Origin of the sequence: Mycobacterium adipatum, from assembly GCF_001644575.1 — a bacterium.
In the GTDB taxonomy this organism is placed as follows: Bacteria; Actinomycetota; Actinomycetes; order Mycobacteriales; family Mycobacteriaceae; genus Mycobacterium; species Mycobacterium adipatum.
On record NZ_CP015596.1, the window covers coordinates 1,859,876 to 1,883,395 of the forward strand.

A 23,520-nucleotide genomic window follows, 5' to 3' on the forward strand; every position below is an offset into this window, starting at 1 on the left:
ATGGTGGTCCTCGGACGGGCAAAGGTCAACTATGGTCCCGGTCACACCCCATAGCCGTCACGAAGGGATGTCCGCCCATGCCGCTCGACCCGAACGCCGTCGGTGCCAAGACCGAACCCCAGACCTTCAGCTGGACCGACCGCGAGACGCTGCTGTACGCGCTCGGTGTCGGCGCGGGCACCGACGACCTGGCCTTCACCACCGAGAACAGCCACGATATCGAGCAGCAGGTGCTGCCCACCTTCGCCGTGATCGCCTGCTCGCCGTTCGCGGCCGCGCTGCTGATCGGGTCGTTCAATTTCAGCCTGCTGTTGCACGGCTCCCAGGCGATCCGGTTGTTCGCGCCGCTTCCGCCCGCCGGAAGCTTGAGCGTGCACTCCGAGGTCGCCGATATCCAGGACAAGGGTGCGGGCAAGAACGCGGTGGTGATGCTCAAGGGCGTCGGTGCCGACCCGGACAGCGGTGAGGTGCTGGTGGAAACCCTGACCACGGTGGTGATCCGGGGCGAGGGTGGGTTCGGCGGTCAGCCCGGTCAGCGGCCCGCGGCCCCGCAGTTCCCCGACCGCGCGCCCGATGCCCAGGTCGCCCTGCCGACACGTGGCGATCAGGCACTGCTGTACCGGCTCTCTGGCGACCGCAATCCGTTGCACAGCGACCCGTGGTTCGCCCAGAATCTCGCCGGTTTCCCCAAGCCGATCCTGCACGGCCTGTGCACCTACGGGGTGGCCGGCCGGGCCCTGGTCGCCGAACTCGGGGGCGGCGACGCCACCAAGGTCACCGCGGTGGCGTCGCGGTTCAGCTCGCCGGTATTCCCCGGCGAGACGCTGACGACGTCGATATGGCGCACCGAGCCAGGCCACGCGGTGTTCCGCACCGAGGCCGCCCACCCGGACGGCTCGGACGCCCGGGTGGTGCTGGACGACGGCGCCGCTGAATACAACTGATTTCGTAGGCCCAAACGCCGGTGCGCATGGCCGCGCGTTGACAGGATGGCCCGATGAGACTGGTTGTCGGATACCTCGCCATCCCCGGCGGCGCGGACGCGGTCGCCCTCGGCGTCCGATTGGCCCGCAGCCTGGGCGCCGAACTGGATCTGTGCCTGGTGCTGCCGCAGGACCGCGGCATCCCCGCCATCGTCCCGGAGGACGTGCTGGCCGAACAGGCGCAGGAATGGCTCGCCGATGCGATGGCCGAGATCCCCGACGATGTGGTGGCCCACCCGCACGTCAGTTTCAGCAACTCACCGGCTGACGGCCTGATCCGGGAGGTCCGCCGACTCGGCGCCGAGGCGCTGGTCGTCGGTGGTTCGGGCGGCGGTCTGGTCGGCAACTTCTCCCTCGGCTCGGTGGTCAACGAACTGCTGTATTCGGCCCCGGTCCCGGTGGCCGTGGCCCCGAAGGGCACTCGGCTTTCGACCGTGCCGCGGGTACGCGAGGTGACCTGCGCCATCGGTGAGCGGGCCGGTGCCGATGCGCTGCTGGACGCGGCGTTGCGGGCCGCCAAGGCCGCGGACGTGCCGTTGCGGTTGGTGTCGCTGGTGGCCCTCGACCCGATGTACGGATCGCTGCGCAGCGACGCCGAAGCGCTGCGTGAGCGGGCGATGGCGCACGCCCACCATGTCTTGGAGGAGGCGAAAAGCTATCTTCCCGAGGGCTTCTCGGTGACCTCGACGGTGGTCGACGGTTCGACCGTGGAGGATGCGGTGAGCAGACTGCCCTGGCAGGACGGCGATCTGCTCATGGTCGGTTCCAGTCGGTTGGCCGCGCCGCGCCGGCTGTTCCTCGGTTCGACGGCGGCCAAGATGTTGCGTGTGCTCGACGTTCCGATGGTCGTCGTACCCCGATCTGTCGATGAGGAGAATTCATGACCACCCAGGACTCGGGAACGGTGTCGAAAGGCCTGGCGGCGGGCAAGGTCGGCACCCTTTCCGGCGCCGTGCTCGGCATCTCCTGTGTGGCGCCCGGTTACACGCTGACCGCGAGCATCGGCGTCATCGTCGCCACGGTCGGTTTGAAAATGCCGGCGATCTTCATCGCCGGCTTCATCCCGATGTTCCTCACCGCGTACGCCTATCGCGAGTTGAACTCCCGGACCCCGGACTGCGGGGCGTCGTTCACCTGGTCCACCAAGGCATTCGGGCCCTATGTGGGCTGGATGTGTGGGTGGGGGATGGTGGTGGCCTCGATCATCGTGCTGTCCAACCTGGCCGCGATCGCGGTCGAGTTCTTCTATCTATTGATCGCCCGGGTGGCCGGTCAGCCCGGGATCGCGGACCTCGCGGGAAACAAGCCTGTCAACATCATCACGACATTGGTGTTCATCGCGCTCGCCACGCTGATCGCCAGTCGCGGAATCACCACCAGTGAGCGAGTTCAGTACGTGCTGGTGGGCTTCCAGTTGCTGGTGCTGGTGGCCTTCGCGGTCGCGGCTCTCGTCCATGTGAGCCGAGGCGATGCCCCGGCCGGGCTGAGTTTCGATCTGGACTGGTTCAACCCGTTCACCGGGCTGACCCTGGCGGTGTTCGCCGTTGGGCTGACCGGTTCGATCTTCGCGTTCTGGGGCTGGGACACCTGTCTGACCCTCGGCGAGGAATCCAAGGACCCGACGAAGGTGCCCGGACGGGCCGGGTTGCTCTGTGTCATCTCGATTCTGGTCACCTACCTGCTGATCGCGGTGGCGGTGATGATGTACGCCGGCACCGGCGAGGAGGGCCTGGGGTTGGGCAACCCGGAGAATTCAGAGAACGTGTTCGGGGCGCTGGCCGACCCGGTGCTGGGACCATGGTTCGGACCGCTGCTGTACCTGGCGGTGTTCGCCTCCTCGGTGGCGAGCTTGCAGACCACCTTCCTGCCCGCCGCCCGTGCCATGCTCGCGATGGGGGCATACAAGGCCTTCCCGGCCCGCTTCGCAGAGGTGAGCCCGCGCTTCCTGACGCCGGTGTACTCCACCGTGGTCGCCGGGGTGGTCACCGGCGGGTTCTACACGGTCGTGAAATTGTTGTCCGACAACGCACTCTGGGACACCATCGCCGCGCTGGGCATCATGATCTGCTGGTACTACGGCATCACCGCGTTCGCGTGCGTCTGGTTCTTCCGCCGGGAACTGTTCGACAGCGTTCACAACATCGTGTTCAAGCTCGTCTTCCCGCTGCTGGGCGGGCTCATGCTCGCGACCGTCTTCGTCATCGCGATCGGCGAGAGCATGAACCCGGAGAACGGCAGCGGCGCGGCGATCGGCGGTATCGGCCTGGTGTTCTTCATCGGGTTCGGGATTCTGGCGCTCGGCGCGGTGCTGATGCTGGTGATGCGTTCGCAGCGCCCGGACTTCTTCACCGGGCAGACGCTGCGACGCGATACTCCGGCGTTGCAGGAATAGCGCAGCGCTAGTTCATCGACGCCGGTGGCGGTTCGAATGGTGTGTACCACCACCATTGGGCGCGTTCACCCTTGGGTCCGGGGCACGGTGGTACATCGGGTGCCGCCGTGGTGGGTGGGCGGGCCAGTGCGGTGTTGGTGAGTTCCTCGCCGTCTTCGTCGGTGACTTTCAGGGTGTCGGCGGGCCCGGTGAGGGTGATGCCGCCGCGGTGATGCAGGCGGTGATGAAACGGGCAGAGCAACACCAGATTCCACAGTTCGGTGGGCCCGCCGTCCTCCCAGTGCACCAGATGATGGGCATGCAACCCGCGCGTCGCCGCGCACCCGGGCACCACACACGTGCGGTCGCGGTGCTCCAGCGCTCGGCGCAGCCGCCGCCCCACCGTCCGGGTGGTCCGCCCCGCCCCGATGGGGCGACCGGCGTGTTCGAACCACACCTCGCAGGTGGCATCACAGAACAGGTACCGGCGGTCGGCATCGGAGAGGGCCGGGCCCAGGTGCAGCGCGGCGACCCGCTTCTCGACATCGAGGTGCATGACGACGGTGGTGTGCTGCCCGTGCGGACGCTGCTGCACGTCGGCATCCCAGCCGGCCTCGACCAGACTCATGAACGCATCGACCGCGTTCGGGAACGGGGGCGCCTGCCCGGAAATCGTGGTCTCGGCGTCGACGTCGTACTGATCCCCGTCCTGCGGATCAATCGCGTCTTTGGGGTCGTGGTCGCGTTTCCAGTCCGCGATCAGCTTGTCTCGGTGGGACTGGTGGGCGGTCTCGAATTTCGCGGCCTCCACCGTGGGCAGCCGGATCCGGTAGGTGGTGTAGTCATCGCTTTCGATACGGCTGAACGACCGCTTCGGTTCGGGCTTGGGATCGGGTTCGGGACGCGGTTCCTGTTTGACCGCGGTCCGCAACTGGCTGACCGTGGCGTGCTGCACCAACTCCGCGTAATGCTCATCGCAGCCCGGCCCGCCGCGTTCGGCGATCACCCCGATCTGATCCAGCGACACCCGGCCCTCGCGCAGGCCCGCCGCGCAGCGTCCAAGCTCTGACAGCCGGTGCGCCACCGCGACCATGGTCTCGGCCCGCCGCGGGCTCACCCCGGCCTTCCACGCCACCAACCCCGCCAACGAGCGACACCCGGTGGCACCCCACAAGGAGTTTCCATCGGCGCTGCCCGCGCCGTCGATCTCGGCGATGATCTCCACCAACCGGCCATCGATGGCATTGCGCTGCCCGGTCAACTCCGCCATCTTGTCGAACAACACCTCGATACGCTTGGGCGCGAACCGATCCCGATCCAAAGGCGCTGTCGGAGGCGGCATATGACCATTATCGCAAAGGGGGCTGACATGTCCCGGGCTCGACGGCGGTGGTTGCGGGCATGCCGCGTGGGCGAACGTCGAGCGCGCCGCGTGTCAGGACGGACGCTGAGGCGGTGTCGTGGTCGGTGCGGGAGGCATCCCGCCGGGCCCCATCATCCCGCCCGGCCCCATCATCCCGCCGGGGCCCATCATCCCGCCGGGTCCTATCATGCCGCCAGGCCCCATCATGCCGCCGGGTCCCATCATCCCGGGGCCCATCATCGGGCAACCGTCCCGTGGTCCCTGCGGCCCCATCTGATAGCTGTGGTGGTAGCCGCGGGTCCAGCCGTGGTAGCCGCCGGGCCCGCCGCCGATGACGATTCCGGCGACGAAAACCACGGTGACGACGAACAAGACGCCGGTGATGGCGCCGACCCACGCCAAGACTTGGTAGAGCCGACTGGGGCGATGCTCGGTGTGCGTACGGGGTGGTGGTGCCACCGTTGCCGACTCCGCGGCGGGGGTGGCATTCGGGGTGTCCGGTGTGTCAGTCATGGTCGGTGTACCTCCGTCGGTGGACTCGGCTGGGGTGTGCCGGCCGCCCCAGCCTCGGTGCCGGATTCGCCTGGAGACCTCCAGCACCTGTCAGTGTGCGACCGGGTCGCGCGCGCGCCTAGGGCCAATAGGCCCCACTTTCGACGGACGGGCGCTGTGATGTCTCAGGACATCGGTGACAGTTCTGTATCAGGACATCGGTGACAGTTGATGTATCAGGACATCGGTGACGGTTTCTCGTTCTTGGGGCGCGGACCACGGGGGCGTCCGTTGCCGACGTACTTCACCCCCGGTGCGGGTCGGGTGTGTTCGATGAGGACTTCGCCGTCCAGGTCAGCCACGGTGATCTTCTCGCCGTCGATGACCACCAAGACCTGTTCGAAGCCGCGCCCGCCGTCGACTTGATAGCGAACTCCGGCGAGGACGAGGGTGCCCCCGCTGGTCAGGGTTGCGACGTTGGTGCCGGCAGGCAGGTCGGTTGGCGCAGACCTGCGCGGTGTGGTGACCGCTGGACGAACCGGCGCGTCGGGCCTGGGGCGCGGCGGGTCAGCTTTGGCGATTGCCTCCCAGGCCGTGCGCGGTGTGACGCGTCCAGGCAGCCCTTGGTGGGGGCGTTCGGTGTTGTAGATGTCGTCGAACGCATCGACCTGGGCCTGCAACTCGGCCAGCGTGCTGGCAAGCGGCTGCTTGTCGAGGTAGCGGAACAAGGTCTGATGGAAGCGCTCGTTCTTGCCTTGCGTGGTGGGCTTGTCGGGCTTGCCGGTGATTGCCTGAACCCCTAGCCGCGAGAGGTGCTTGACGAGTCGGCCGAGGTAGCCACGCCGCGAGGGATTCAGCGCAATTCCGTTGTCCGACAACAACCGTTGAGGAACACCACAGGCTGCTACACCCTTGTCAAACACTGCGATGGCCGCTTCGGCAGTCTCTGTCCACGCCACATGGGAGGCCACCGCGTAGCGGGAGTGGTCGTCGATGAGCTGGAAGATCACACACGTGCGACCACCGGTGAGTACGTACTGCGTGGCGTCGACTTGCCAGCACGCGTTCGGGGCCGAGTAGACGAACCGTCGCCATGCCGAACGGGGCTTCTTCTTGGGCTCAAGACGAGCCACACCGGCCTCACGGAAGATCCGTGCCAACGCCGCGATGGAAGGGACCTGCGGCAAGCCCATCGCGTGCATTTTGTCGTACACGCTGATCGGTCCATGGTCGCGGCCGGACGCCTCCAGAGCGGCACGCACGGCCACGGCCTGCTGCCTAACCTCCTCAGTTAACTTCGACGGACTCGACTTGGGCCGCCGAGACTTGGGTTCGAGCACCTCGGCCTGCCCATCGGTCTTCGCGCGCTGACGTAACGCGTAGAACGACTTTCGGGAGATGCCGTGCTCGGCGCAGAACGTCGAGACCGCCCCACGCGGCGCGTCATCAGGCCACTGTGAGATCGCCAACCGGACACGAGGATCGATAGGTTCATTAACAGCCACCCCCGCAGCCTCGGCGCAGAAGTGTCACCACCAAGACCCCTCAAAGTGTCACCGATGTCCTGATACAGAACTGTCACCGATGTCCTGATACATCACATCGGCAGTCGGGGAGCACACCTGGACATATCGAACAGGTGTTCGATAGAGTGGTTCGATGGGTTGGCATAATGGGCCGCCGAGCTGGGCCGAGATGGAGCGGGTGCTCAACAGCAGGCCGCGCGGCAAGCCGCGGCGGTCCGGCCTTCCCCTGGAGCCCCCCGGTGACGGCGGGGACAGCCCCGCCTGGTCGCGCAAGCGTGGCGCGTACCAGCCGGAAGGGGTACGGCGTTCCGGCTCCTCGGTGCCGTATGCCGAGCTGCACGCGCACTCGGCCTACAGTTTCCTCGACGGCGCTAGCACCCCCGAAGAGCTGGTGGAGGAGGCTGCCCGGCTGGATCTGCGGGCCATCGCGCTGACCGACCACGACGGCCTCTACGGGGTGGTGCGTTTCGCCGAGGCCGCCCGCGAACTCGACATGGCCACCGTGTTCGGCGCCGAACTGTCGCTGGGTAACGTGCCTCGCACCGAACAGCCCGACCCGCCCGGGCCGCATCTGTTGGTGCTGGCCCGCGGCCCGGAGGGATACCGGCGGCTGTCGCGCCAGATCTCGGCCGCGCACCTGGCCGGCGGCGAGAAGGGTAAACCGCGGTACGACTTCGACACGCTCTCCGAGGCTGCCGGTGGGCACTGGCATGTCCTTACCGGTTGCCGCAAAGGTCATGTCCGGCAAGCGTATGCAACCGGCGGACCGGACGCCGCGGAGCGGGCGCTGGCCGACCTGGTGGACCGGTTCGGTGCCGACCGGGTCAGCGTCGAACTCACCCACCACGGACATCCGCTCGACGACGAACGCAACGCCGTCCTGGCCGCGTTGGCGCCCCGGTTCGGCCTCGGCGTCATCGCCAGCACCGGGGCGCACTTCGCGGTGCCGGCACGGGGCCGGCTGGCGATGGCGATGGCGGCCATCAGGGCCCGCAACTCGATGGACGATGCGGCCGGGTATCTGGCCCCGCTGGGGGGAGCGCACCTGCGGTCGGGGGAGGAGATGGCCCAGCTGTTCGGCACTCAGATTGCCACGGCATCAGCAGAATTGGGTGAACAGTGCGCGTTCGGGCTGGCGTTGATCGCCCCCCAACTCCCGCCGTTCACCGTGCCGGACGGGCATACCGAATCGAGCTGGCTGCGACAACTGGTGCGCGACGGGGCCCGGGAACGCTACGGTCCGCCGGACCGGGCCCCCAAGGCCTACGCGCAGATCGAACACGAGCTGTCGATCATCGACAAGCTGGACTTTCCGGGTTACTTCCTGGTGGTGCACGACATCACCCGGTTCTGCCGGGAGCGCGACATCCTTTGCCAGGGAAGAGGGTCGGCGGCCAACTCGGCGGTCTGCTATGCGCTCAAGGTCACCAACGTCGACCCCATCGCCAACGAGCTGTTGTTCGAACGGTTCCTGTCCCCGGCACGTGACGGCCCACCCGATATCGATATCGACATCGAATCGGACTTGCGCGAGGACGTCATCCAGTACGTCTATGACACGTACGGTCGTGACTACGCCGCCCAGGTCGCCAATGTCATCACCTACCGGGGCCGTAGCGCGATCCGCGACATGGCCCGCGCCCTCGGCTTCTCCCAGGGCCAGCAGGACGCCTGGAGCAAGCAGATCAGCCGGTGGAACGGCCTGGCCGACTCGCCCGACGTCGAAGACATCCCCGAGCAGGTGGTCGACCTGGCCACCCAGATATCGAATCTGCCCCGGCACATGGGCATTCACTCCGGCGGCATGGTGATCTGTGACCGCCCGATCGCCGATGTCTGCCCGGTGGAATGGGCCCGGATGGCCAACCGAAGCGTGTTGCAGTGGGACAAAGATGACTGTGCGGCAATCGGTTTGGTCAAGTTCGATCTGCTCGGCCTGGGCATGCTGTCGGCCCTGCACTATGCCATCGACCTGGTGCGTGAGCACAAGGGGCTCGACGTGGACCTGTCGAAGTTGGACCTGTCCGAACCTGCGGTCTACGAAATGCTGCAGCGCGCCGATTCCGTCGGGGTGTTCCAGGTCGAATCCCGGGCGCAGATGGCCACCCTGCCCCGGCTCAAGCCGCGGGTCTTCTACGATCTGGTGGTCGAGGTCGCACTCATCCGGCCCGGCCCGATCCAGGGTGGGTCGGTGCACCCATATATCAAGCGGCGCAACGGTGAAGAAGAGGTCGTCTACGACCATCCGTCGATGGAACCCGCGCTGCGCAAGACTCTCGGTGTGCCGTTGTTCCAGGAGCAGCTGATGCAGCTGGCGGTGGACTGTGCCGGGTTCAGCCCGGCCGAGGCCGATCAGTTGCGCCGGGCGATGGGCTCGAAACGGTCCACGGAAAAGATGCGGCGCCTCCGCGGCCGGTTTTATGACGGGATGCGTGAGCGGCACGGCATCACCGGCGAGGTGGCCGAGAAGATCTACGAAAAGCTGGAAGCCTTCGCCAACTTCGGTTTCCCGGAGAGTCATTCGCTGAGTTTCGCCTCGCTGGTCTTCTATTCATCCTGGTTCAAGTTGCATCATCCTGCGGTGTTCTGCGCGGCGCTGCTGAGGGCCCAGCCGATGGGTTTCTACTCACCGCAGTCGTTGGTCGCCGATGCGCGCCGGCACGGCGTGCTGGTGCACGGCCCGGATGTCAACGCCAGCCTGGCGCACGCCGGCTGTGAGAACCGCGGGCTGGACGTGCGGATGGGGATGGGCAGCGTCCGCCACATCGGTGATGAGCTGGCCCAACGGATCGTCGACGAACGCAGGGCCAATGGGCCGTTTGCCACGCTGTTGGATCTGACGGCCAGAGTGCAGCTTTCGGTCTCGCAGACCGAGGCGTTGGCCACCGCCGGTGCGCTCGGTTGTTTCGGCATCACCCGCCGGGAGGGACTGTGGGCTGCCGGCGCGGCCGCCGCTGAGCGGCCGGACCGGCTGGCGGGGGTGGGATCGTCATCGCATATCCCGCCGCTGCCCGGGATGAGTGCGCTGGAACTGGCCGCCGCCGACGTCTGGGCGACCGGGGTGTCACCGGACAGTTATCCGACCCAGTTTCTGCGCGAGACGCTCGACGAGATGGGGATCGTGCCCGCCGATCGGCTGCTGTCGGTGCCGGACGGCACCCGCGTGCTGGTGGCCGGCGCGGTGACACACCGGCAGCGACCGGCGACGGCACAGGGGGTGACGTTCATGAATCTGGAGGACGAGACGGGCATGGTCAACGTGATGTGCTCACGCGGGGTGTGGGCCCGCCACCGCAAGCTGGCGCAGGCCGCGTCGGCACTGGTCATCCGCGGGATCGTGCAGAACGCCACCGGTGCGGTGACGGTGGCCGCGGACAGGATGAGCCCGATCGACCTGAGGGTGCGGTCGCGGTCGCGGGACTTCCAGTGACCACTACTCCGTCGGCGTCGTCCACACCTTCTCGATACTGATCCGCAGGCGGGTGCTGAAGTTGCCCATCGACTCCGTCAGCCCGAACTGGTCGGACAGCTGTCGGTACTTCGCCCAGTACGGTGCATCCTCGCGGAGATCGATGCCCTCGGCATCCACCCGGGCCGGCCCGCCGACCACGATGATCCCGCCGCCGTTGCCGTCGGAGTCCAGGTTCAGGCTCACCTGCGGATGGTTACGGACGTGGCGCACCTTGGCCGCGCCGGGCTCGGTGTACACCACGATGTCGGTGCCGTCGAAGAAGAACCACACCAGTTTGGGCACCGGCTGTCCGGACTTCGCGACCGTGGTGAGCCAGCCGTAGCTGTCGGATGTCAGCCGGTCGATGATCTCCGGTGTCAGGTCTGCAGTCATGCCCGCGAATGTAGTCTCGCCCTATGACACTCAACCTGACCGCGGATGAAGTTCTGACCACCACGCGTTCGGTGCGCAAGCGGCTCGATTTCGACAAACCGGTGCCGCGCGAGGTGCTCCTGGAATGTCTGGACATCGCCCTGCAGGCGCCGACCGGTTCCAATTCCCAAGGCTGGCAGTGGGTTTTTGTGGAGGACGAGGAGAAGAAAAAGGCGATCGCCGACATCTACCGGGTCGCGGCAACGCCCTACCTCGATGCGCCCAAACCCCAGTACGGCGACAGCCGCGACGAGCGGACCCCGAAGGTCGTGGACTCCGCGAAGTACCTCAACGATCACCTGCACGAGGTGCCGGTGATGCTGATTCCCTGCCTGGAGGGCCGGCCCGACGGTGCCCCGGCCGGCCTCAGCGCAGGATTCTGGGGGTCGCTGATGCCCGCCGTCTGGAGTTTCATGCTGGCGCTGCGCAGCCGCGGCCTCGGCTCGGCGTGGACATCGCTGCACCTGATGGGCGACGGCGAGAAGCAGACCGCCGAACTGCTCGGCATCCCGTTCGACAGGTACTCCCAGGGCGGCCTGTTCCCGATCGCCTACACCAAGGGCACCGACTTCAAGAAGGCCAAGCGGCTGCCCGCCGAGGAACTCACCCACTGGAACACCTGGTAGTCACACCGCGCCCGTGAACCCCTGCTGGCGCCACGCCTCATAGGCGGCGACGGCCGCGGCATTGGACAGGTTCAGCGAACGCCGTCCGGCCAGCATCGGGATGCGCACCCGGGCGGTGATGTGCGGATCGGCCAGGGTCTGTTCGTCCAGGCCGGTCGGTTCGGGTCCGAACATCAGCACATCGCCGGGCCGGTACGCGATCTCGGCAAACGACCGGTCGGCGTGCGCGGTGAATGCGTACACCCGCGCCGGACCGATCGCCGCCCACGCCGCGGCCAGGTCCGGGTGCACCGTCACCGACGCCAGGTCGTGATAGTCCAGCCCGGCCCGACGCAGCTTCGGTTCGGACAGGTCGAAGCCCAGCGGTTCCACCAGGTGCAGGTGGCATCCGGTCCCGGCCACCATCCGGATCGCGTTGCCGGTATTGGGCGCGATCCGCGGGGAGAAGAACATCACGTGAAACACAAGCACACCCTTCCTCAATAATGGCCCCATGGTCGAGCAGAGCATCTGGATGCAGAAGGTCGCGGCGGACCCGGGGCACTCGCAGTGGTACATCGACCGCTTCCGGTCCATGGCACGCGCGGGCAAAGACCTGGCCGGCGAGGCCCGGCTCATCGATGCGATGGCCCGGCGCGGCGCCCGCATCCTCGACGCGGGCTGCGGCCCCGGCCGGGTGGGCGGCTACCTGGCCGCCGCCGGACACGACGTCGTCGGCGTCGATGTCGACCCGGCACTGATCGCGGCCGCCGAGGAGGACCACCCGGGTCCGCGCTGGCTGGTCGGCGACCTCGCCGAACTGGACCTGCCCGCCCGCGGCATCACCGAGCCCTTCGACATCATCGTCTCGGCGGGCAATGTGATGACCTTCCTGGCGCCGAGCACCCGCGCCCGGGTGCTGAGCCGGTTGCGTGCGCACCTCGCCGACGAGGGACGCGCGGTGATCGGGTTCGGCGCGGGCCGCGAGTACGAGCACACCGACTTCCTCGACCACGCCGCCCAGGCCGGGTTGGTGCCGGATCTGTTGCTGTCCACCTGGGATGTGCGCCCGTTCGCCGAGGGCGCCGACTTCCTCGTCGCCATCCTGCGGCCGGCATAGGCGCCCTGCGCGCGGGGAACCCGCGCCGACCCCACCACGGGTGCGCAACGTAACGGTCACGAACTGTGCCCGTTCGCGCTCGAGGTATGGATACCGCTGTCCGCGACTGCCATACTCGACGAATTGCCAGGCGTGCCACGCCGGCCCCATCGTGGGCTCAAGCAGCAGGAAGCATATGAACGCGTCCCAACCGATACGCGGCCGGCTCTGATGACGAGCTTTGCCGCGCCGCACACCGATGACGAATCACGCAGCGCCACAACACAAACCGTGAAGCGCCCGGCTCGGTGGGCGCTGAGCAACTGGCCCGTCGGCTGGAAAGTGTTTGCCATCGTGCTGGTTCCGCTGGTGCTGGCGGCGACATTCGGCGGGCTGCGCGTCTACGCCGGGTTCACCGAGGCCGCCGATCTGCGGCTCGCGGCCGACCGCGCCGATATGGTGCCCGCGATCGTGGAGTACATGGCCGCCCTCGATGCCGCGGTGCTCGCCGGCGGTGCTGACGCCCAGCCCGCGCTGAGCGCATTCGACACCAGCCGCCAGGCACTGCAACGCCAACTCGACGAGACCGCTGTGCTGCCCGATGTGGACAGCGGTGTCACAACGATCCTCCGAAATGGCCAGGACCTGGTGAACCGGGTGAGCGCCAACTCGATCGGCCTGCGCGACCGGGTCACCAACTATGCGCCCATCCTGCTGACCGCCGAGGACGCCATCAACGGCTCGGTGCGCGTCGACGACGCCCAGATCCGCACCGAGACCCTGGGCCTGTCCCGCGCTGTCGGTGCCCGCGGCCAGATGATGATGCAGCAGCTGCTGGTCAATCTCGGTGGTGAGGTGCCCGAACCCGAGCTGCGCACCTCCATGAACACCGTCGCGGGCACCGAACCGTCCACGCTGTTCGGCATGAGCCAGATCCTCGGCGTCGGCTCGGCCGAGGCAAAGCAGCTGCAGGAGCAGTTCATCCGGCGGATGGCGATCATGGCCAACCCGACCGCGGTGCTGGTGAACAATCCCGAGCTGAGCCAGTCCATCGCGGCCACCGACGGGATCGCCGACGCGCTCATCGCCGAGACGACGTCATCGGTCACCGCCGCGGTGGCCGAACAGGCGGCCGCGCAGCGCAGTACCGCCATCCGGGACGCCGTCGTGGCGATCGCCGCGATCGTGGTCGCGCTGCTGATCGTCGCGCTCGTCGCGCGGTCATTGGTCCGGCCGCTGCGCCGGCTGCGCGACAGCGCGCTGAAGGTCGCGCACACCGAACTGGCGCGCGAGCTCGAGCAGGTGCGTAGCGGGGGAGACCCGGGCCCGGTCCGTCCGATCCCGGTGCACACCACCGAGGAGGTCGGACAGGTCGCGCACGCGGTCGACGAACTGCACGAGCAGGCCGTCCTGCTGGCCGGCGAGCAGGCCCGGCTGCAGCTGCAGGTCAGCGACATGTTCGAGACCCTGTCGCGGCGCAGCCGGTCGCTGGTGGACCAGCAACTGGCACTGATCGACCAGCTCGAGCGCGATGAGCAGGACCCGCAACGCCTGGAGCGGCTGTTCCGGTTGGACCATCTGGCCGCCCGGATGCGTCGCAACGGTGCCAACCTGCTGGTGCTCGCCGGGACCAACGTCACCCGCGAGCACGCCGAGCCGGTGCCGGTCAGCGCCGTGGTCAACGCCGCGGCCTCCGAGGTCGAGGAGTACACCCGGGTGGTCACCGACGAGGTGCCCGACTGCGATATCGGCGGCACGGTGGCCGCCGACCTGGTGCATGTGCTTGCCGAGCTGATGGACAACGCGCTGCGCTACTCACCGCCGGATTCACAGGTGCGGGTGTCGGCGGTCCGCGCCGGCAACGGGGCACTGGTCATCGAGGTCGCCGACCGCGGACTGGGCATGGCTGAGCCCGATCTGCGGGTGGCCAACACCCGCCTGCAGTCCGGCGGTGAGGTCAATCCCTACACCGCGCGACACATGGGCCTGTTCGTCGTCGGCCGCCTCGCCGCCGCGCACGGACTGGTGGTCCGGCTGCGCAGTACCGATGTCGGTGACGCGAGCTCGGGTACCACGGCCGGGGTGTACGTCCCCGAGGAGTTGCTCGCCGGGGTGCTGCCCGTTGCGGTCGTCACCGATTTCCGTCCGGCACCGGTGACCGAGGTGCGCCACGTCGCACCGGCGCAGCCCGAACCCGTTCCACCGGAGTCGATTTCGGAAGTTCACGCCCCGACCCCGGTATCTGTTCTGCCGCAACGCAGCCCGGGTGCCAGCGGGTTCCGGTCCGCGTCGACCGAGGCCGATTCGCAGCAGTGGCCCACCGAGCCGACCCCGGTGCACGCGCCCGAACAGCCGACCCCGGCACCGGCGGACACCTCGGCGTCCTTCGCCGCACGTGGCCAGGCGCACGCGAAGCTCGAACCCGCCGATACCAGTTCCGCCGACGACGCCATCTACCAGAAGATGCTGTCGGAATGGCTGGTCGACCCGACCGATCTGGGCACCAGCGCCGATCTGGATTGGCAGTCGGTGTGGGACCACGGCTGGTCGGCGGCAGCATCGGCCGAGGAGGCACCCGTCACCGAACACACCGCCGAGGGTCTGCCGGTCCGTACACCCGGCGAACGCCTGGTGCCCGGTACCGGCGAGATCGGTGAGACCGGTGCACCGGTAGCATCTGAGCCCGGCGACCCCGGCCCGTTGCCGGATCCCGAGGCCGTGCGAGCGAGCCTCAGCAGCCATTTCGGTGGGGTGCATGCCGGTCGGTCGCACACCCGCGACACCGGAGGATCATGAGCAACGCGATGGCGGGGGACAACGCCGCGGCCGAGCGAACGACACAGCGCGAATCACTGGACTGGCTGGTGTCCAAGTTCGCCCGTGAGGTCGCCGGTGTCTCACACGCGGTGCTGGTGTCGGCCGACGGTCTGCTGATGGCGGCCAGCGCGCACATGCCGGCCGAACGCGCCGACCAGCTGGCCGCGGTGGCCTCGGGGCTGGCCAGCCTCTCGACCGGTGCGGCGCAGCTGTTCGAGGGCGGCCACGTGATGCAGTCGATTGTCGAGATGGAGCACGGCTATTTGTTGTTGATGCGCGTCGGCGACGGATCCAACCTCGCCACGCTGGCGACCCGATCCTGCGATATCGGCCAGATCGGCTACGAGATGGCCGTTCTGGTCGAACGTGTGGGCAACGTCATCCAATCGTCGCGTCGGCGCCACCACGCCTGAGGCCGCCGATGGAGCCGCCCGACGCCTGGGAGTCCGCCGATCCGGTGGACGTTGCGGCCATGGTGCGGCCCTATCGGCTGACGGCCGGGCGCACCGATTCGCATCTGGATCTGCCGCCCGAGGCCCCGGTCCAGACGCTGCAGGGTGCACCGGCGCACCGCTGGCCGGCCAGCGACGTCCGGGCCCGGATCCTGGCACTCGGCCGGCACGGACCGTCGGTGGCCGAGATCGCGGCGCGGCTGTCGCTTCCGCTCGGTGTCGCGCGTGTGCTGATCGGCGACCTCGTGTCCGAGGGGTATCTTCGGATACACACGACGCTGGGCGACACCGCCTCCGCCGACGAACGTCGTGAACTGATCGGGAGGACGCTGCGTGGCCTTCGGGCACTTTGAGGGGCCCCGGAATCAGGCGGGGCCCTCGACCGGTCGCTCGGAGCGGCCGGGCGCGACCAAGATCGTCGTTTCCGGCGGGTTCGGTTCCGGCAAGACCACATTCGTCGGCGCGGTCTCGGAGATCATGCCGCTGCGCACCGAAGCGCTGGTGACCACGGCGTCGGCCGGGGTCGACGGTTTGGACGCCACCCCGCACAAGAACACCACCACGGTGGCGATGGACTTCGGCCGCATCACCCTGGCCGAGGATCTGGTGCTCTACCTGTTCGGGACCCCGGGCCAGCGACGCTTCTGGTTCATGTGGGACGACCTGGTCCGCGGCGCGATCGGCGCGGTCATCCTGGTCGACATCCGTCGCCTGCAGGACAGCTTCGCCGCCATCGACTTCTTCGAAGCACGTGGTCTGCCGTTCCTCATTGCCATCAACGAGTTCGACGGGGCGCCAAGCTATCCGGTCTCGGCCGTGCGGCAGGCGCTGGCGTTGCGCGAGGACATCCCGATCGTCAGCGTGGATGCCAGAGACCGGCATTCCGCGCGGGCCGCCCTGATCGCGGTCGCCGAGTACGCCCTGGCCGCGGTGTGACCGACGACCAGGTCTGGGTGGACCGCGAGTTCACCGGACACGACTTTCGCGACGAGGACCTGAGCCGGATCCGTACCGAGCGGGTGGTGTTCGACGAATGTGATTTCAGCGGTGTCGATCTGACCGAGTCCGAGCACCACGGATCTGCGTTCCGCAACTGCACCTTCCGCCGGGCATCGTTGCTGCACAGCACGTTCCGGCAGTGCAGCCTGCTGGGCCCGGTGTTCACCGAGACCAGATTGCGGCCGCTGCGATTCGTGGAGGTCGATCTGTCACTCAGCGTGCTCGGCGGGTGTGACCTGCGCACCGTCGACCTGTCGGACTGCCGGTTGCGGGAGGCGAACCTGGTCGGGGCGGATCTGCGCAAGGCCGTGCTGACGCGGGCGGACCTCAGCGGGGCGCGGGTGCAGGACGCCAAGTTCGACGAGGCGGACCTGCGCGGCGCCCGCACCGATCCCACGTTCTGGACGACGGCGAAAGTTCGTGGCGCGCGGATCAATATCGAACAGGCACTGGCCTATGCCGCCGCGCACGGGTTGGACGTGCACGGTGAGTAGCGGCCCGCGAGGGGCTCAGCGCACCATGCGTTCGGCAACCCGGGCATAGACCTCGCCGAGCTTGTGCGCATCGCGGTGCTGGCGCGACGGGAACCACCGGCACACATCGACGCACAGCGATGAGATGGCCATCACGATCTCGTCGACGCTGTCGACGTGGAACTCGCCGGCGGCTACCCCGTCGGCAACGATGGCGCTGATCACATCGGTGACCCGGTGCCGCAACGGGGCTATCGCGCGGTAGTGCAGCGGACTCAGACCGTGCAACTCGTACTGCACCACCCGGGCCTGCTTGTGGTTCTCGGCGTGCCAACTGGCGAATGCGGCGACGACCGATCGCAACCGTTGGGTGCAACTCGCCTCCGGTGAATCCGCGCTCTCCAGCGCCGAGAGCAGGCTGCTGTGTCCTTCGAGGGCGATGGCGTAGAGCAACTCTTCCTTGGACCGGTAGTGCGGGTACATCGCGGTGGCACTCATGTTGAGCCGCTTGGTGATCTGGCGGGTGGAGCTGCCGCCATAACCCGACTCGGCGAAAGCTTCGATGGCGGCACGTCGGATGCGTTCCGCTGCCGCGGAATCCGCGCTTCGATCGCTGGCCATGTCGGCTGGATCCTACATGCCTTGACACGGGGCGGGGTCGGGATGCAATATTAGCGAGCGCTCATAAAATGAGCAGTCGCTAATATTTACGAAGGGTCCGGGCATGGCGGAGTTTCTCTCACGGCGCGATATCGACTTCCTGCTGTTCGACTGGCTCGGTGTCGACGACCTGGTCAAGCACGAGCGATTCGCCGAGCACTCGCGGGAGACCTTCGACGCGGTTCTCGATCTCAGCGCGGCCATCGCAGGCAAGTGCTTCGCACCCCACAACAAGACGTGCGACCAGAGCGCACCGTCGGTGGGCGCCGACGGCACCGTCGTGCTGATCGACGAAATCAAGGACGCGCTGGACACTTTCGGCGAGGCGGGCCTGATGGCCGGCGCCTTCGACGAAGCCCTGGGCGGCATGGGTTTGCCGACGGTGGTCGCCCAGGCGTCGATGACCTTCTTTCGGGCGGCCAACCCCAGCATCACCTCATACGCGTTCCTGACGGTGGGCAACGCCAACCTGCTGGTCGAGTACGGCACCGACGAACAGATCGACACCTGGGTGCGGCCGATGCTGGAGGGCCGCTTCTTCGGCACCATGTGCCTCTCGGAGCCCGACGCCGGCTCGTCGTTGGCCGACATCACCACCCGGGCGGTGCCCGCCCCCGACGGGACCTACCGGATCACCGGAACCAAGATGTGGATCACCGGCGGTGACCATGAGCTCTCGGAGAACATCGTGCACCTGGTGCTGGCCAAGGCGCCCGGCGGCGGTCCCGGTGTCAAGGGGATCTCGCTGTTCATCGTGCCGAAGTTCCTGCCCGACGGCACCCGCAACGACGTCGCGCTGGTGAGCCTGAACCACAAGATGGGCAACCACGCCACCACCAACGCCCTGCTCAACTTCGGTGACGGCACCCACCGGCCCGCGGAACAGCCGGGCGCGGTCGGCTATCTCGTCGGCGCCGAACACCACGGGCTGACCTACATGTTCCACATGATGAACGAGGCCCGCATCGCGGTGGGTGGGCAGGCCACCGCGACCGGGTACGCCGGCTACCTGGCATCCCTGGACTACGCCAAGCAGCGGGTCCAGGGGCGACCCGTGGACGCCAAGCGTCCCGGCCAACCGCAGGTTGCGCTGATCGAGCACGCCGACGTCAAGCGGATGCTGTTGGCTCAGAAGTCCTATGTCGAAGGCGCACTCGCGTTGGGCCTGTACTGCTGGCGGCTGGTCGACGAGGAGCGCATCACCACCGGGGCCGAGCGCGACAACGCGCACCTGCTGCTGGAAGTGCTGACGCCGATCGCCAAGAGTTGGCCCGCGCAGTGGTGTCTGGAAGCCAACAACCTCGCCATCCAGGTGCACGGTGGGTACGGCTACACCAAGGAATTCGACGTCGAGCAGCACTACCGGGACAACCGGCTCAACGCCATCCATGAGGGCACCCACGGCATCCATGGGCTGGACCTGCTGGGCCGTAAGGTCGTCATGCAGGACGGGGCGGGTTTGACCGTGCTCGCCGAGCGGATCAGCCACACGATCGACGCGGCAATGGAATTCGACGATGCGGTGGGCCACGCCCGGGCGTTGCGACGCGCGCTGGACAGGCTGCTGGAGGTCACCGCGACACTCTGGTCGGCCGGCGACATCGCCACCACGCTCGCCAACTCGACGATCTACCTGGAGGCCACCGGTCATGTGGTGATCGCCTGGATGTGGTTGGAGCAGATGCTTGCCTGCAGCGGTCGCGACGGTGACTTCTATGACGGCAAGCGCGCGGCGGCCCGGTACTTCTTCACCTACGAACTACCCAAGGTCGGCCCCCAGTTCGAGCTGCTGGCCAGCCTGGACCGGACCACGGTGGAGGCCGCGCCGAGCTGGTTCTGACGCCCCCGGCTATCCCGCCTTGAGACGGATCTTGAAGCGCACGAAGCTCAGGTACGCGACGCTGAGGGCCGCCAGCATGCCCATGTCGAACCACCACGCCGAGGTGGTGTGCTCCCAGTGCGCGTCCTTGGGCGTCAGTGGTCCGGGCACCAGCTTGATCAGATCCACCGTCGACGCCGACGCCGCGAAGCCCCAGCGCGCCGGGGTGAACCAGGACAGCTGGTCGAGTATCAGGCGGTCGGTCACCGGGATCATGCCGCCGGAGAACACCAGCTGGCTCATCACGGCCACCACCAGCAGCGGCATGATCTGCTCACTGGACTTGGCCAGCGCCGAGAGCGCCAGACCGACCATCGCCGCGGTCACCGTCGTCGCCGCCATCACCAGGAACAGCTCGGCCGTGGGAGGAAGGAAGGACACCGACCCCTGGGTCGGGCCGCCCTTGCCGGCCACCGCGATCGCGGTGACGATCGAGGACTGGATGATGGCGAACACCGCGTAGATGCACACCTTGGCCATCAGGTAGGCCGTCGTCGACAACCCGACGGCCTGCTCGCGGCGGAAGATGGCGCGCTCACCGATCAGGTCGCGGACCGTCAGCGCGGTGCCCATGAAGATGGCGCCGACGTTGAGCAACACCAGCATCTGGCCGGGCTCATTGGGGGCGTCGCCCATCGGGTTCGGGATGCCGAAGCCGACGTCACCGGGAACCGACAGCGACAGCACACCCATGATGAACGGCAGCATCGCCAGGAACGCGAAGTAGCCGCGATCGGAGATGATCAGCCGCATCTGGCGCCGGGCGATCGTGGAGAACTGTCGCCGCACACTGGTTTTCGCGGGCTTACCCAGATCGGCGGGCTGCGAGGACGCCTCGGCCTGCGGCGGCGGGCCGCTACGGGACAGATAGCGCTGGTGTGAGGCGTCGGGGTCGCCGGCGACCGAGGAGAAGATGTCGGCCCAGTTGGTGGTGCCCAGTTCCGGGCCGATCTGGCTGGGCGGTCCGTAGAACGCCGTCTTGCCGCCGGGCGCCAGCAGCAGCACCTGATCGCAGACGTCGAGGTAGGTCAGCGAATGCGTCACCACCAGCACCACGCGGCCGGCATCGGCGAGCTGGCGCAGCATCGTCATCACCTGGCGGTCCAGCGCCGGGTCCAGGCCGGAGGTCGGCTCGTCCAGAATCAGCAACGACGGGCCGGTCAGCAGTTCCAGAGCCACCGAGGCCCGTTTGCGCTGACCGCCGGACAACTTGTCCACCCGGGTCTCCAGGTGCTGGGTCATCTCCAGTTCCTCGAGGACCTGCAGGACCACCCGTTCGCGGTCCTCGTTGGTGGTGTCCGGCGGCAGCCGTAGCTCGGCGGCGTACATCAGCGCCTGCTTGACGGTCAGCTGGCCGTGCACCACATCGTCCTGGGGGACCATGCCGATCCGGGATCGCAGCGAGGCGTACTCGGCGTGAATGTCGTGGCCCTCGAAGGACACCCGGCCGTCGGTCGGGTGCGTCAGTCCCGCGACCTGTTTGGCGAACGTCGACTTGCCGGCACCCGAGGGGCCGATGACCGCGGTCAGGGTGCCCGGCCGCGCGTCGATCGAGATGTTGTTCAGCAGCGTCTTGTTGCCCTCGATGGTCCACGTCAGGCCGCGGACCTCCAGACCACCGGTGCGGGTAGCGGCCTGGGTCTCGGAGCCGCGGACCAGCGTCCCGCCGGTGAACACCAGGTCGACGTTGCCGATGGTGACCACATCGCCCTCGCGCAGCAGCGCGTCGTCGACCCGGGCACCGTTGACGAAGGTGCCGTTGATGCTGCGGTTGTCCAGGATCTCGGTGCCGCCGGGCCCGGACACCAGGGTGGCGTGGTGGCGCGAGGCCAGCACGTCGGGGATGACGATGTCGTTGTCGGTGGCGCGACCGATCTTGATCCCGCCCGGGGGCACCTCGGGTGCGCGACCGGGCCGCAGGATCTTGAGCATGCTGGTCGCCAGATTGTTCTCCGACGGCCGCGGCACCGCGGTCGGACCCATGGCGGTCTGCGACGGGTCGGCCGGCGGAATGTAGGTCGGCTGCGAGCGCGACACCGCGGGCGGGGGATAGGTCGGCTGCGGCGCGCTCGGCTGATAGGACTGCTGGCCCGTCGGCTGATACGGCTGCGGGCCGGACGGATACCGGGGCTGGGCGGGTGGGGCGCCGGCGCCGGTCGACCAGGCCGGCGGGGCGGGCGGTTGGGGCGGCATCGGGGCCTGGGTGGGCCAGGACGCGCTGGGGCGCGGTCCGGTCGAGGTCGGTACCGCGGCCGTCGGCGGCGGCGTGCCGGCCGAGCCCTGATGGCGGCCGACCTCGAACACCAGCTGCGGGCCGTCCGGGTTGCCGATGTTGATGTACTGGCCGTCGGCGATGTCGAGGGTGGGCACCCGCTGGCCGTTGACGTACATGCCGTTGAGGCTGCCGTTGTCGATGGCGATCCACCGGCCCTGGTCGAAGCGCAGCACCAGGTGCGCGCGGGAGATCAGCGGGTGGGCGATACGGACATCGGCACGCAGATCGCGGCCGACGACGACGTCGTTGCCTGCGGAGAAGGTCCGTGAGGACCCGTCGTATCTAACGGTCAGCGCGGGCGTTCCGGGGCGGCTCATCGCGAACAACTGTATCGGTTGGGCGGGACGGTCTGCCGGGCCGCAACGGCGATGTTGCCGATCTGAGGCGTTCTCGGCGCTGGATCGTCAGACCGTCAACGTGTCCGGGGCGCCGGTGAGCACGCAACGGGTGTGGCTGTAGATGGTGGGCATGCACTTGTTGCAGTGCGTGCACAGGGCCTTGACGGTGTGGGCGTCCCCGTCGGCCTTGATGCGGTTGATCAGGTCGGGTTCGGCCAACAGCGCACGGCCCATCGCGACGAAGTCGAATCCCTCCGCCATCGCCAGGTCCATGGTCTCCCGGTTGGTGATACCACCCAGCAGGATCAGGGGCATCGACAATTCCGCCCGGAATTGGCGGGCATGCCGCAGCAGGTAAGCCTCGCGGTACGGGTACTCGCGCAGGAATTTCGTGCCGGTCATCCGCATGCCCCAGCTCAGCGGCGGTTTGAACGCGGCGGCGAACTCCCGCAGCGGCGCGTCGCCGTGGAACAGGTACATGGGGTTGACCAGCGAGCTGCCCGCGGTCAGCTCGATGGCATCCAGCCCGCCATCGTCCTGGAGCCACTTCGCGGTCTGCAGTGCCTCGTCGATCGGGATACCGCCGCGCACGCCGTCGGTCATGGTCAGCTTCGCGGTGACCGCGATCTGCTTGGCGCCGTGGGTGTCGACGGCGTCGCGCACCGCCCGCACGACCCCGCGCGCGACCTTGGCGCGGTTCTCCAGCGACCCGCCGAACTCGTCGGTGCGCCGGTTGAGCATCGGACTGAGGAACGAACTGGCCAGGTAGTTGTGCCCGAGGTGGACCTCGACGGCATCGAATCCGGCGTCGATGGCCAGCCGCGCGGCGTCCGCGTGCGCCGCGGTGACCGCGCGGATGTCCTCCAGGCCGGCTTTGCGGGCGAACCGGATCGAGAGCGGATTGAAGAATCGCACCGGCGCCAGCGCCGGGGCCCTGTTGGTCTTGGCGTTGGCCACCGGTCCGGCGTGACCGATCTGGGCGCTGATCGCCGCGCCTTCGGCGTGCACGGCATCGGTCAGCCTGCGCAACCCGGGCAGCGCCTCCGGACGCATCCACAGCTGCCAGCCGTCGGTGCGTCCGCCGGGCGTGACGGCGCAGTAGGCGACCGTCGTCATGCCGACACCGCCCGCCGCCGGTAGCCGGTGGTACTTGATCAGATCATCGGTGACCAGTGCGTTCGGGGTGGCCGCCTCGAAGGTGGCGGCCTTGATGATGCGGTTGCGCAACGTCACCGGACCGAGCTTGGCCGCACCGAACACGTCGGTGAACACTCTGGGCTGCGTGTTCATACCTGGCGAGCCTGC

The 23,520-nt window shown here is 68.0% G+C and carries 20 protein-coding genes; 12 read left to right on the forward strand and 8 right to left on the reverse strand.

The window, feature by feature from the left end; translation table 11 throughout:
* Window positions 1-77 precede the first annotated feature (77 nt).
* From A7U43_RS08890 to A7U43_RS08900, 3 genes are read left to right on the forward strand one after another with little or no spacing between them, the layout of a single operon-like run.
* Window positions 78-944, forward strand: a complete 867-nt coding sequence (locus A7U43_RS08890) for a MaoC/PaaZ C-terminal domain-containing protein (protein WP_067993680.1) — start codon at window positions 78-80, stop codon at window positions 942-944.
* Window positions 945-997: 53 nt separating this feature from the next.
* On the forward strand, window positions 998-1,867 hold the full coding sequence (locus tag A7U43_RS08895; RefSeq protein WP_067993682.1) for a universal stress protein: 870 nt from the start codon (window positions 998-1,000) through the stop codon (window positions 1,865-1,867).
* A complete protein-coding gene (locus tag A7U43_RS08900) occupies window positions 1,864-3,375 on the forward strand; it encodes an APC family permease (RefSeq protein WP_067993684.1) in 1,512 nt (503 codons plus the stop codon). The genes A7U43_RS08895 and A7U43_RS08900 overlap by 4 nt, the downstream gene beginning before the upstream one ends.
* A gap of 7 nt (window positions 3,376-3,382) precedes the next feature.
* Here A7U43_RS08900 and A7U43_RS08905 read toward each other — a convergent pair whose 3' ends face one another.
* The 3 genes from A7U43_RS08905 to A7U43_RS08915 form a co-directional block, all read right to left on the reverse strand.
* On the reverse strand, window positions 3,383-4,696 hold the full coding sequence (locus A7U43_RS08905; RefSeq protein ID WP_067993686.1) for an HNH endonuclease signature motif containing protein: 1,314 nt from the start codon (window positions 4,694-4,696) through the stop codon (window positions 3,383-3,385).
* A gap of 93 nt (window positions 4,697-4,789) precedes the next feature.
* Window positions 4,790-5,230: a hypothetical protein gene (locus A7U43_RS08910; protein WP_067993689.1), complete on the reverse strand. Its 441-nt coding sequence runs from the start codon at window positions 5,228-5,230 to the stop codon at window positions 4,790-4,792.
* 215 nt (window positions 5,231-5,445) lie between these two features.
* Window positions 5,446-6,714: an IS481 family transposase gene (locus A7U43_RS08915; protein ID WP_067993692.1), complete on the reverse strand. Its 1,269-nt coding sequence runs from the start codon at window positions 6,712-6,714 to the stop codon at window positions 5,446-5,448.
* Between the two features lie 154 nt (window positions 6,715-6,868).
* Here A7U43_RS08915 and A7U43_RS08920 point away from each other — a divergent pair, with 154 nt between their 5' ends.
* Entirely contained in the window at window positions 6,869-10,165 is a 3,297-nt protein-coding gene (locus A7U43_RS08920) for an error-prone DNA polymerase (RefSeq protein ID WP_067993694.1), read from the forward strand.
* 3 nt (window positions 10,166-10,168) lie between these two features.
* Here A7U43_RS08920 and A7U43_RS08925 read toward each other — a convergent pair whose 3' ends face one another.
* Complete coding sequence (locus tag A7U43_RS08925; protein WP_067993699.1) at window positions 10,169-10,579, reverse strand: TIGR03667 family PPOX class F420-dependent oxidoreductase; 411 nt, start codon at window positions 10,577-10,579, stop codon at window positions 10,169-10,171.
* A 23-nt stretch (window positions 10,580-10,602) separates the two neighbouring features.
* Between A7U43_RS08925 and A7U43_RS08930 the strand changes: the two genes are divergently transcribed.
* The gene (locus A7U43_RS08930) at window positions 10,603-11,244 is read left to right on the forward strand and encodes a nitroreductase family protein (protein ID WP_067993701.1); all 642 of its coding nucleotides are present in this window, start codon (window positions 10,603-10,605) and stop codon (window positions 11,242-11,244) included.
* Here A7U43_RS08930 and A7U43_RS08935 read toward each other — a convergent pair whose 3' ends face one another.
* The gene (locus tag A7U43_RS08935) at window positions 11,245-11,697 is read right to left on the reverse strand and encodes a tRNA (cytidine(34)-2'-O)-methyltransferase (protein WP_418287690.1); all 453 of its coding nucleotides are present in this window, start codon (window positions 11,695-11,697) and stop codon (window positions 11,245-11,247) included. It lies immediately after the preceding gene.
* A gap of 40 nt (window positions 11,698-11,737) precedes the next feature.
* Between A7U43_RS08935 and A7U43_RS08940 the strand changes: the two genes are divergently transcribed.
* The 6 genes from A7U43_RS08940 (at window position 11,738) to A7U43_RS08965 (ending at window position 17,084) form a co-directional block, all read left to right on the forward strand.
* A complete protein-coding gene (locus tag A7U43_RS08940; protein ID WP_067993707.1) occupies window positions 11,738-12,343 on the forward strand; it encodes a class I SAM-dependent methyltransferase in 606 nt (201 codons plus the stop codon).
* Between the two features lie 210 nt (window positions 12,344-12,553).
* Window positions 12,554-15,118, forward strand: a complete 2,565-nt coding sequence (locus tag A7U43_RS08945; RefSeq protein ID WP_082902058.1) for a HAMP domain-containing sensor histidine kinase — start codon at window positions 12,554-12,556, stop codon at window positions 15,116-15,118.
* 8 nt (window positions 15,119-15,126) lie between these two features.
* Window positions 15,127-15,552, forward strand: coding sequence for a roadblock/LC7 domain-containing protein (locus A7U43_RS08950; protein ID WP_068002235.1), 426 nt, complete (start codon window positions 15,127-15,129; stop codon window positions 15,550-15,552).
* Between the two features lie 8 nt (window positions 15,553-15,560).
* A complete protein-coding gene (locus A7U43_RS08955; protein WP_082902059.1) occupies window positions 15,561-15,944 on the forward strand; it encodes a DUF742 domain-containing protein in 384 nt (127 codons plus the stop codon).
* A 61-nt stretch (window positions 15,945-16,005) separates the two neighbouring features.
* Window positions 16,006-16,527 (forward strand): GTP-binding protein, encoded by a 522-nt coding sequence (locus A7U43_RS08960; RefSeq protein ID WP_231963608.1) that lies wholly within the window; start codon window positions 16,006-16,008, stop codon window positions 16,525-16,527.
* Window positions 16,524-17,084, forward strand: a complete 561-nt coding sequence (locus A7U43_RS08965; RefSeq protein ID WP_067993714.1) for a pentapeptide repeat-containing protein — start codon at window positions 16,524-16,526, stop codon at window positions 17,082-17,084. The genes A7U43_RS08960 and A7U43_RS08965 overlap by 4 nt, the downstream gene beginning before the upstream one ends.
* A 15-nt stretch (window positions 17,085-17,099) precedes the next feature.
* On the opposite strand, the gene A7U43_RS08970 is transcribed toward A7U43_RS08965, so the two are convergent.
* Window positions 17,100-17,684, reverse strand: coding sequence for a TetR/AcrR family transcriptional regulator (locus A7U43_RS08970; protein ID WP_067993717.1), 585 nt, complete (start codon window positions 17,682-17,684; stop codon window positions 17,100-17,102).
* Window positions 17,685-17,787: 103 nt separating this feature from the next.
* Here A7U43_RS08970 and A7U43_RS08975 point away from each other — a divergent pair, with 103 nt between their 5' ends.
* Entirely contained in the window at window positions 17,788-19,563 is a 1,776-nt protein-coding gene (locus A7U43_RS08975; RefSeq protein ID WP_067993720.1) for an acyl-CoA dehydrogenase, read from the forward strand.
* A gap of 9 nt (window positions 19,564-19,572) precedes the next feature.
* On the opposite strand, the gene A7U43_RS08980 is transcribed toward A7U43_RS08975, so the two are convergent.
* Both A7U43_RS08980 and A7U43_RS08985 read right to left on the reverse strand, forming a co-directional pair.
* Entirely contained in the window at window positions 19,573-22,194 is a 2,622-nt protein-coding gene (locus A7U43_RS08980; protein WP_067993724.1) for an FHA domain-containing protein, read from the reverse strand.
* An 87-nt stretch (window positions 22,195-22,281) separates the two neighbouring features.
* On the reverse strand, window positions 22,282-23,505 hold the full coding sequence (locus A7U43_RS08985) for an NADH:flavin oxidoreductase (protein WP_067993727.1): 1,224 nt from the start codon (window positions 23,503-23,505) through the stop codon (window positions 22,282-22,284).
* Window positions 23,506-23,520 lie beyond the last annotated feature (15 nt).